General features: G+C 64.7%; 9 protein-coding genes. 6 read left to right on the top strand and 3 right to left on the bottom strand.

Annotation, left to right across the window (positions count from 1 at the left end; genetic code table 11):
- Positions 1–195: 195 nt before the first annotated feature.
- Entirely contained in the window at positions 196–702 is a 507-nt protein-coding gene (locus ACN0X6_RS16220) for a hypothetical protein (RefSeq protein ID WP_417705448.1), read from the bottom strand.
- A 166-nt stretch (positions 703–868) separates the two neighbouring features.
- Here ACN0X6_RS16220 and ACN0X6_RS16215 point away from each other — a divergent pair, with 166 nt between their 5' ends.
- The 4 genes from ACN0X6_RS16215 to ACN0X6_RS16200 all read left to right on the top strand — a co-directional run bounded on the left by ACN0X6_RS16215 (position 869) and on the right by ACN0X6_RS16200 (position 5,816).
- Entirely contained in the window at positions 869–3,574 is a 2,706-nt protein-coding gene (locus ACN0X6_RS16215) for a putative bifunctional diguanylate cyclase/phosphodiesterase (protein WP_417705447.1), read from the top strand.
- Between the two features lie 50 nt (positions 3,575–3,624).
- Positions 3,625–4,278, top strand: a complete 654-nt coding sequence (msrA, locus tag ACN0X6_RS16210) for a peptide-methionine (S)-S-oxide reductase MsrA (protein ID WP_417705445.1) — start codon at positions 3,625–3,627, stop codon at positions 4,276–4,278.
- A gap of 16 nt (positions 4,279–4,294) precedes the next feature.
- Positions 4,295–4,492, top strand: a complete 198-nt coding sequence (locus tag ACN0X6_RS16205) for a YjfB family protein (RefSeq protein WP_417705443.1) — start codon at positions 4,295–4,297, stop codon at positions 4,490–4,492.
- Positions 4,493–4,562: 70 nt separating this feature from the next.
- Positions 4,563–5,816, top strand: a complete 1,254-nt coding sequence (locus tag ACN0X6_RS16200; protein ID WP_417705441.1) for an HD-GYP domain-containing protein — start codon at positions 4,563–4,565, stop codon at positions 5,814–5,816.
- Between the two features lie 125 nt (positions 5,817–5,941).
- Here ACN0X6_RS16200 and ACN0X6_RS16195 read toward each other — a convergent pair whose 3' ends face one another.
- Entirely contained in the window at positions 5,942–6,790 is an 849-nt protein-coding gene (locus ACN0X6_RS16195) for a 23S rRNA (adenine(2030)-N(6))-methyltransferase RlmJ (protein WP_417705440.1), read from the bottom strand.
- A gap of 44 nt (positions 6,791–6,834) precedes the next feature.
- A complete protein-coding gene (locus ACN0X6_RS16190) occupies positions 6,835–7,704 on the bottom strand; it encodes a LysR family transcriptional regulator (RefSeq protein ID WP_417705439.1) in 870 nt (289 codons plus the stop codon).
- A gap of 92 nt (positions 7,705–7,796) precedes the next feature.
- Between ACN0X6_RS16190 and ACN0X6_RS16185 the strand changes: the two genes are divergently transcribed.
- Together ACN0X6_RS16185 and ACN0X6_RS16180 are read left to right on the top strand one after the other, a co-directional pair.
- Positions 7,797–8,963 (top strand): YbfB/YjiJ family MFS transporter, encoded by a 1,167-nt coding sequence (locus ACN0X6_RS16185; RefSeq protein WP_417705437.1) that lies wholly within the window; start codon positions 7,797–7,799, stop codon positions 8,961–8,963.
- A 14-nt stretch (positions 8,964–8,977) separates the two neighbouring features.
- A complete protein-coding gene (locus tag ACN0X6_RS16180) occupies positions 8,978–10,018 on the top strand; it encodes an NAD(P)H-dependent flavin oxidoreductase (RefSeq protein WP_417705435.1) in 1,041 nt (346 codons plus the stop codon).
- The last annotated feature ends 3 nt before the right edge of the window (positions 10,019–10,021 follow it).

Below are 10,021 nucleotides of genomic sequence, written 5' to 3'. Positions count from 1 at the left end.
ACCTTTCTTGGGCAAGCAAGAAAGGTGTGGCGCCCGTAAGGGGCGCAACCCAAACGCTCAGCGCACGCAGTAACGGATAGTGCTAAGCCCGTGAGCAAGGCGCACACAAACTTGCCAGTCCGGTGTCAACCCGGACGTTCCCCAAACTATGCGAAGAACCTTTTTTTGCATGCCTTCAGCGCGGCGTGATGCCTCTCAGCCTTTTTGCACGTTGCGAATCAGAAAGCTCAGCGCCTTGGCCAACTCACCTGCGCCCTGGTGATCGCGCACGATGCTCAGCAGCGCACTGCCATCAGCCGGATTGAACAGCACGCAGCGGATACCGCCGGTCGGACACTCGTAGCGGATGAACGGATCGATACCGAATACCGGCACGCGCTGATTGCGCACCGAGATGGCGGTGCCCTGCGCGCCACGACTCTCCTCACGCAGGATAAGCTCGCCGGCATTGCCGATATTGAAGCGGTACAGCAGGTCCTGCCGCTGCGCCTGGCCAACCTGATAACCCGCGCGTAGGGCGTAGGTTTCCAGCAATGCGTTGCTGTGCGCGAGCAACGCATGGCGCTCGTTGTCGGTCAGATAAAGACGTTTGAGCCCGTCCAGATAAGCTGCCTGCTCGGTGCCCTGCAGCGTCGCCGCGTCATCGGCGCCGGCAACCGCGGGTATGGCCGTAAAAAGTGCTCCGCCAAGCACCATGGCCATGAGTTTTCTTGTCAGTCTCGCTTGCATGATGCACCCTTGCCGAACGCTATAGTGAAGTAGGCCTGAGCCCTAGCCTCCGTCCGTGCCGCTGCGCCCTCTGGCAGCAGCGGCCCTGTACTGAGAACGGATGCCTCGCCTGGTCAGCATACTGGAAGCCCGCCGCCCAATGAAAAGCCATCCCGATGCCAGCGCACGCTCGGCAGCCGAGGTTGTGACGCAGTTGCCAGTGCCCTCGCGGCTTGGCATGTTGCGTTTCGAGCGCTTGAATGAGCCGAGCTGGGCACTGCTGTTTCTCGACCCGGCCTGCGAGCGCCAACTGGGCATCAGCGCCAGCGATCTCTGCGCGCTGGTGGATGCCCCCTACGCCAGTCTGATGGAGCCCGAGGCGCGCTATCGTCTGCACGACGCCATCCAGCAGCAACTGCTGCAAGGCCCGCATTACCTGGTGCGCTACACCCTGCATACACCGCAAGGGGCGCTGACCCTGCTGGAGATGGGCGAACCCTTCAAGCAGCACAACCGCCAGTTGCTGCGCGGCTATCTGCTGGTAGCGGACGAGAGCCTCGATCGGTACGCCCCTGCCGAACAGGAGCTGCACACGCAGAATCAGCAACTGCGCAACTCGCTGCAGCAATATCAGCGTACCCAGAATGATCACCTGCAACACCTCGCCCGTTCACGCACCCAGCAGCAACTGATCGTGCGCCTGGCGCGCCAGCGCTACACCTCCAGCGACCCACAGCAGGAAGCGGCCGAACTGATCACCCAGGCCGCCTGCGAGGTCTACGGTGTCGCCCGCGCCGGTATCTGGAAGCTGGGCAGCCAGCACCTGGACTCCGTCTCGCTTTATCGCCGCGACCTGGACCGCCACGAACAACTACCGTCGATAAACGCGCGGAATTTCCCGCAGTATCTGCAAGCACTGCACAGCGGCCGCGCCATCGACGCGCACGACGCCCAGCGCGATCCGCGCACCTGCGAACTGACCGCCGGCTACCTGCAGCCGCTGAACATCTGCTCGATGCTCGACGCCAGCATACGCATCGAAGGCGAAGTGGTCGGCGTACTCTGCCTGGAGCATATCGGCGGCATACGCACCTGGCAGGCCGACGAGATCGCCTTCGCCGGCGAGCTGGCCGATCAGTTCGCCCAGGTACTGATCAACCAGCAGAAACGCAGCGCCACCAGCGCCCTGCATCTGTTCCAGCGCGCCGTCGAACAGAGCGCCAGTGCCTTTCTGCTGGTCGACCGCGACGGCCGGGTGGAGTACGTCAACCCCAGCTTCACGGCCATCACCCTGTACAGCAGCGACGAGGTCTGCGGCCACCGCCTCTCCGAGCTGCCGGCGCTGAACAACCTCAGCGACCTGCTGTTCGATGCCAGCTCCAGTCTCGCCGAGCACAGCAGCTGGCAAGGCGAGTTCCGCAGCCGACGCAAGAATCTGGAGCCCTACTGGGGGCATCTGTCGATATCCAAGGTGTATGGCGACGACGGCGAGCTGACCCACTACATCGGCATCTACGAAGACGTCACCGAAGCCAAGCTGGCGCAGCAGCGCATCGAACGCCTGGCCTATACCGACAACCTGACCAACCTGGGCAATCGCCCCTCGTTCATCCGCAGCCTCGAACAACGCTTCGCTCAGCATACGCAGCAGCCGCTCGTCCTGCTGCTGGTGGACATCGACAACTTCAAGCGGATCAACGACAGCCTCGGCCACCAGACCGGCGACAAGCTGCTCTCGGCCCTGGCCCGACGCCTGCGCAACAGCCTCGGCGCCCAGGGCACACTGGCACGCTTCGCCAGCAACGAATTCGCCATCCTGCTCGACGGTTGCGACCAGGACAGCGGCCTGCGCGTCGCTCATCAGGTGCTGCAGACCCTGGACAAGCCGCTGTTCGTCGACAACCAGCTGATCAGCATCACCGGCTCGCTCGGCCTGGCCCTGGCCCCGGAGCATGGCGACGACCCGCAGACGCTGATGAAGCACGCCGGCCTGGCCCTGCACAAGGCCAAGGCCAACGGCAAGCATCAGGTGCAGCTGTTCACCGAGGAGCTCAATGCCGAGGCCAACTACAAGCTGTTCGTCGAGAACAACCTGCGCCGAGCCTTGACCCAGAGTGAACTGGAGGTCTTCTACCAGCCCAAGCTGTGCCTGAAAAACGGCCAGTTGCTGGGGTTGGAGGCGCTGCTGCGCTGGCACCATCCGGAGAAGGGCATGATCCGCCCTGACCAGTTCATCAGCGTCGCCGAGGAAACCGGCCTGATCATTCCCATTGGCAAATGGGTCGTACGCCAGGCCTGCCGCATGAGCAAGCAGATCGCCGCCATCGGCATGGGCGAACTGCAGGTGGCGATCAATCTGTCGCCCAAGCAGTTCTCCGATCCGGATCTGGTCGGCTCCATCGCCGCCATCCTGCACGAAGAACAGCTCGACCCGCGCCTGCTGGAACTGGAGCTGACCGAGAGCCTGCTGCTGGAAGCCACCGAGGACACCCGCCACCAGCTCGGCCGCCTCAAGAGCCTGGGCCTGACCCTGGCCATGGACGACTTCGGCACCGGTTATTCCTCGCTCAGCTACCTGAAGAAATTCCCCATCGACGTGATCAAGATCGATCGCAGCTTCATCAAGGACATTCCCGACAACCAGGACGACATGGAGATCACCTCAGCGGTCATTGCCATGGCCCACAACCTCAAGCTCAAGGTGGTCGCAGAAGGCATCGAAACGGGCGCCCAGCTCGGTTTCCTGCGCCGCCAGCAATGCGACGTAGGCCAAGGCTACCTGTTCGACAAGCCGATTCCCGGCCGCGAACTGATCGACAGCCTGCGCCGCTATCCCTGCCGGCCACAGGCTGACCAACGGACGTAATACGCCGTACTGCGCGTAGTCCACTACCCACCCACTTCCAGGAGACCGTCATGGTTCTGCGTTCCCAGATTCTCGTTAACAAGGATGTCCTGCCGACGGCCGAGCAGGCCTTGCCCGGCCGCCCAGAGGCGATGCCAGTGGCGGATACTCACTATGTCAACGGCAACCCGATCAAGGCGCCCTTCCCCGCCGGCCTGCAACAGGCGGTATTCGGTCTCGGCTGCTTCTGGGGCGCCGAAAGACGCTTCTGGCAACAGCCTGGCGTGTTCAGCACGGCGGTCGGCTATGCCGGTGGCCTCACGCCCAACCCCACCTACGAGGAAGTCTGCTCTGGCCTGACCGGGCACACCGAAGTGGTGCTGGTGGTGTTCGATCCGCAGCAGACCAGCTTCGAAGCGCTGCTCAAGGTGTTCTGGGAAGTGCATAACCCGACGCAGGGCATGCGCCAGGGCAACGACCAGGGGACCCAGTACCGCTCGGCGATCTACTGCCAGGACGACGCTCAACTGAGCGCCGCCAAAGCCAGCCAGGCGCGCTTCCAGGCTGAGCTGGACAAGGCTGGAGTGGGCAGCATCACCACTGAAATCGCCGAGGCACCGACCTTCTACTACGCCGAGACCTATCACCAGCAATACCTGGCGAAGAATCCGGGCGGCTATTGCGGCCTGGGCGGAACAGGCGTATGTCTCCCCCCTGAATATTGAGCATGGGTGACGGGTCGTGGAGCTGAGCAGCATTTCCAGCCAGGTAGCGAGTCAGGCATCGGCGCAGATCTCCGCGCAGATGTCGCTTGTGCTGCTGCGCAAGACGCTGGAGCTGCAGGCCGCCAACATCACCGGGCTGGTGCAGTCAGCTGCACCGGTCAGCGCCCCCGGCAATCCGCCCAACCTGGGCAACAGCATCGATGTGATGGCCTGAACAACTAATGTCTTCAGGCCATCAGCCGGACTAAACTGCGGGCAATCAGCCATCTATCGACGAGCCCGGCATGCCCGCCACTCTCCCCACCATCACCCCCGATCAGCTTTGCGTCGGCCTCTACGTTCATCTGGACCTGAGCTGGTGGGAGCATGATTTCGCCTTCAGCAATTTCAAGATCAAGGACGAAGCGCAGATTCGTGCCTTGCGCGCGCTCAACCTGAAGCAGCTGCGCTATGACCCTGCGCGCAGCGATTGCCCGCCCGCGCCTCTGGTCGACAGCGTCACCACCGCTCCTGTCGAAGAACCGCCGGCCGATCCGGAACGTCAGGCACGTCAGGAACGCGTGGAGAAACTGCGCCACCTGCGCAGCCGCCTGGCCGAGGTGGATCGCCGCTTCATCGAGGCCAGCCAACGCATCAAGACGCTCAACCAGACCCTGCGCAGCCGCCCGGAAGACGCCATGCGCCAGGCCGGAGCAATCGTCGGCGAGATGGTCGAGACGCTGCTCGGCGCCCCCGGCGTGGTGCTGCATGGCATCACGGGCAAGGCGGCCGAAGACAGTTACTTCCATGCCCTCAACGTCACCGTGTTGTCCCTGCTGCTCGGGCGCCAGCTCGGACTCGACAGCGAGGCCTGTCATAGCCTCGGCCTCGGCGCCCTGCTGCACGACATCGGCAAGCTGGAAGTGCCGAGCAAGGTGCTGCTCAAGCCCGAACCCTTGAGCCGCCCGGAGCAGCAACTGCTGCAGATGCACACCGACTTCGGCCTGCGCATGGGGCAGAAACTGATGCTCGATGACGAGGTGCTGCGCATCATCCATGAACATCACGAGCACTGTGACGGCAGTGGCTATCCGCGTGGGCTGCGCGAGGCCGCTATCGGTCGCCTGAGTCGTCTGGTGGCCATCACCAACCATTTCGACGGGCTGTGCAACCCGCTCGACCCGCGCCAGGCGCTGAGCCCACACGAAGCCCTGGCGCTGATGTTCAAGCAGCAGCGCGAGCGCTTCGACGAGGTGGCGTTGAAGGCCTTCGTTCGCGTGATGGGCATCTACCCGCCGGGTAGCCTGGTGCAGCTGGAAGATGAGCGCTATGCGCTGGTACTGGGCATGAACCCGACTCAGTCGTTGAAGCCAACGCTGATTCTCTACGACGCCGAGATTCCCAAGCAGGAAGCCCTGATCGTCGAGCTCGCCCAGGAGCCGAAGCTCGCCATCGCCCGCAGCCTGCGCCCCTCGCAGCTACCGCTGGAGGTACTGGAATACCTCAGCCCGCGGCGCAACCTGAGCTATCACATCGAGCCCAACCACAAGCCCGCTTGAGCCCCATGTAGCCCGGATGCAATCCGGGGATCGAGGGCCACGGCTCCCGGACTTCATTCGGGCTACGCGCTAAGTCGGCCGCGTCCCGCGTAGGGTGCGCCGTGCGCACCGCCCCTCGCACTCGCTCAACCGACCGACTTTTCCTCGATCAGCCAATCCAGGCGCCAGCCGCCCTGGCTCTGGCCCAGCACCTCGGCCAGCCAGGGCAGGAGCTGCCTGAGCTCATCTTCCAGGCCCCATGGCGGGTTGCTGATCACCAGGCCCGAGCCACTGAGGCGCGTTGCATCGTCCGGCGCGTGCACGTAAAGCTCGGCGCGCAGCAACTTGGGCGCGGCGCTCTTGCTCAGATCACGATAGAAGCGCGCCAACTGGCGCTCATCCTTGATCGGGTACCAGATCGCCACGATGGCCTGGCGCATACGCCCGTGCGCGTCGTTCAACGCCTCCACGCAGCGCTGCAATTCATCGGCCTTCTCGAACGGCGGATCGATCAGCAGCAGCACGCGCTTCTCACGCGTCGGCATCAGCGCTCGCGGCACGTGCCAGCCTTCACCCAGGTGCACAGCGACGCGGCGATCGCCGCGCATATTGTCCTTGAGCAGGCGGCCGTCCTCGGGGTGCTTCTCGTTGAGCTGCAGAGCGTCCTGCTCGCGACTGAGCAGCCGCGCCAGCTCGGGCGAGCCGGGGTAATAGCGCAGTTCGCCATTCGGGTTCATCGCCCGTACCACCTCCAGGTAAGCCTCCACCGCATCCGGCAGTGGCGTGGCCTGCCACAGACGCGCGATACCCTCCTGGTATTCGCCGGTGCGGCTGGCCGCATCGCCGTGCAGGTCGTACAAGCCAATACCGGCATGACTGTCGAGGTAGGCGAAAGGTGCCTCCTTCTTCGACAGCAAACCGATCAGGCGAGTCAACACCAGATGCTTGAGTACGTCGGCGTGGTTGCCGGCATGGAAGGCGTGGCGGTAGTTCATGGAGGTCTCCGAAGCGGTCGCCAAGTTTACCCGTTGCAAGGGCTTTACGCGCGCATCAGCTCCAGCAACAAGGCCAGCGGCGGGTGCTCACCGGCGTCGCGACGGCGCACCAGCAATGTAGTCGTCGCGCCAAGCTCAGGGGCGATGGCCTGGTATTGCACCAGATGCACACGCGGGTGACTGTCGAGCAGGCTGCGTGGCAACAGGCCGATACCCATGCCGGCAGCAATGCCGGCAAAGATCGCGTCGATGGAGCCATAGCTCTGCCGCGCCGCCACCTGCAAGCCACGACTGACCGCCCAACGTTCGAGGCGCTCGCGGTAGTGGCACCCATCGGGAAAACCCAACAGCGTCTGCGGCCGACTCTCCAGCTGGGAGGCATCCTGCTCGGGCGGCAGCACCAGCATCAGTTCCTCCTGCCAGATAGGCAGGCAGTCGAGCTGAGGATGCTCGAACGGCCCGCCGATCAATCCGCCGTCCAGCTCCCCGGATAACACACCCTCGACCAGTCGCCGGCTCGGCCCGGTGCTGAGCTGCAGGTTCACCCGCGGAGCCCGCTGGTGGAAAGCTGCCAGCAGCTCCGGCAGGCGCACCGCCGCAGTGGTTTCCATCGAGCCAAGACGCAGATCGCCGCTCCAGATATCTTCCTGCACGCTGCGCCAGGCCATCTGGCAGAGCTGCTCCAGGTTTTCGGCGTGTGGCAACAGGCGTTCACCCGCTGGCGTCAGCCGCAAGCGCTGGCCCTGACGCAGGAACAGTCGCGTATCGAGCTGTTGCTCCAGTTGCCGCAGGCGCGCCGAGACGTTCGACGGTACGCAACTCAGGCGCAAGCCTGCGGCGCTCAACGAGCCTTCACGCGCCACAGCGAGGAAGTAGCGGAACAACTGAGGATTGAGTCGCTGCCAGGCACCCATGAATTCACCAAAAGTGAAAATTGAATGCATTATTTTTCACTAACGATCAGTTAGCGACAACGACTAAGGTGCGCGGCACGACCGGAGGACAAATGCCCAGATTCGACCGCACCCACTTCACCGCTCTGCTCGCCGCCGCCCTGGCGCTGGTCGTCGTGCATGCCCTCGGCCGCTTTGCCTATACCCCGCTGTTACCCCTGCTGCTCGATGACGGTTTGTTCGATCTGGCCGGAGGCGCCCAGTTGGCGACCTGGAACTATCTCGGCTATCTGCTCGGCGCTCTGCTCGCACTGCCCATGGCCAATCCACGCGGCTTGCGCCTGGGCCTGCCAGCGGCGCTGCTGATCAACGCCGGCCTGACCCTGGGACAGGCTTTCGTCCATGACTTCGCCGCACTCGCGGCACTGCGCCTGGTCAACGGCATCAGCAACGGCATTGTCTTCGTGCTCGCACCAGCGCTGGTACTGGAGTGGCTGGCCTTGCGCCAGGCGACGGCACTGAGCGGCCTGGTCTACCTGGGCTTGGGCGGCGGCATGCTGTTGTGCGGCCTGCTGGTGGCCATCACGCCCTGGCAAGGGCCGATGCGCTGGTTGCCCATGGCCCTCTGCGCCCTGCCTGTGGCGCTGCTATGCGCCCCCATGCTGCGACGCCTGGCACAACATCTACCTGAAAAGCCCCACGCGAGCACTCAGGCGCCACTCTTCGACAGGCGAACTCGACCGCTGTTGATGGCTTACCTCGGTGCTGGTCTGGGTTACATACTGCCACTGACCTTCCTGCCGGCACTGGCTCGGGAGCAGTTGCCCGCCGACCATCCGCTGCTGATCGGCAACTGGTGGTGGACCGCGCTTGCCTGCCTGGTATCGGCGACCCTGTGGAACCACGCCGGCGCCTGGCTGGGTGATCGCCGCGCCCTGCTGGCCAACTACCTGCTGCAACTGCTCGGCGTGGTCATGCCAATTCTGCTGCCCGGATCGATCGGCGTGATGGCCTGCGCCCTGCTGGTGGGCGGCACCTTTCTCGGCACCGTACTGCTGACCCAGCGCCTGGCTCGCGCCCTCAACCCAGGCCAGGGCTTGCGTCTGGCGGCGCTGCTGATCAGTCTCTATGGCGGCAGCCAGTTGCTCGGTCCCTGGCTGGTGGAACATTGGACTGCCGCCGGGCATAGCCTCACAAGCAGTTTTTCCATTGGTGCGGCTGCACTGCTCTGGGCTCTGTTCTGGGCTTGGCGCGTAGCCGAACCGCAACCCGACCGCTGAAACGGAGCCATCCCATGCATTTAGCCGCCCTGCTTGGCAGCGAACTTCCCCTGATCCAGGCACCGATGGCGGGTTCGCAGGATCACCGCCTGGCCGCCGCCGTGAGCCAGGCCGGTGGCCTGGGCTCGATTCCCTGCGCAATGCTCGCCCCTGCTGCCCTGCACCAGGCGCTGCAAGCGATGCGCGGCCTGACCGAGCGGCCGTTCAACCTCAATTTTTTCAGCCATGTGCCGCCCGAGCCAGACGCGGTCCGCGAGGCTGGCTGGCGCGAAGCGCTGGCGCCCTACTATGACGAGCTGGGCGTGGACCCGGCCAACATCGCCAGCGGACCAGGACGCCTGCCGTTCAACGCAGAGGCCGCCGAGCTGGTGGAAGAGTTCCGCCCTGCGGTGGTGAGCTTCCACTTCGGTCTGCCGCAGCCTGACCTGCTGGCGCGAGTAAGACGCAGCGGGGCGAAGATCCTCTCCAGCGCCACCACCCTGGATGAAGCGCTGTGGCTACAGGAGCGCGGCGTCGATGCCGTGATCGCCCAGGGTCTGGAGGCTGGCGGCCATCGCGGGCACTTTCTGGATCTCGACCTGAGCCGTCAGCTCGGCACCTTCGCTCTGTTACCACAGCTGGTGGATGCGCTGTCTGTGCCGGTGATTGCCGCCGGCGGCATCAGCGATGCCCGTGGTGTGGCGGCGGCCATGGCCCTCGGCGCAGCCGGCGTGCAGGTTGGCAGTGCGTACTTGCTGTGCCCGGAAGCCACGACCAGCGTCCTGCACCGCGCTGCACTGCAAAGCCCGGCGGCGCGCCACACGGCGCTGACCAACCTGTTCAGCGGGCGCCCGGCGCGCGGCATCGTCAATCGCCTGATGCGCGAGCTGGGGCCGCTGAGCACGCAGGCACCCGCTTTCCCCCTTGCCACTGCAGCCATCGCGCCGTTGCGCGCAGCGGCCGAGGCGCAGGGCAGCGGCGACTTTTCACCGCTGTGGGCCGGGCAGAACGTCGCGAGTTGTCGCCCCATGCCCGCCGCCGAGCTGACACACGAGCTGGCGCGGGGCTTCGCCTGACAG

The organism is Pseudomonas sp. (assembly GCF_048269965.1).
Classification (GTDB): domain Bacteria; phylum Pseudomonadota; class Gammaproteobacteria; order Pseudomonadales; family Pseudomonadaceae; genus Aquipseudomonas.
This window is presented reverse-complemented; position numbering and strand designations above follow the sequence as displayed.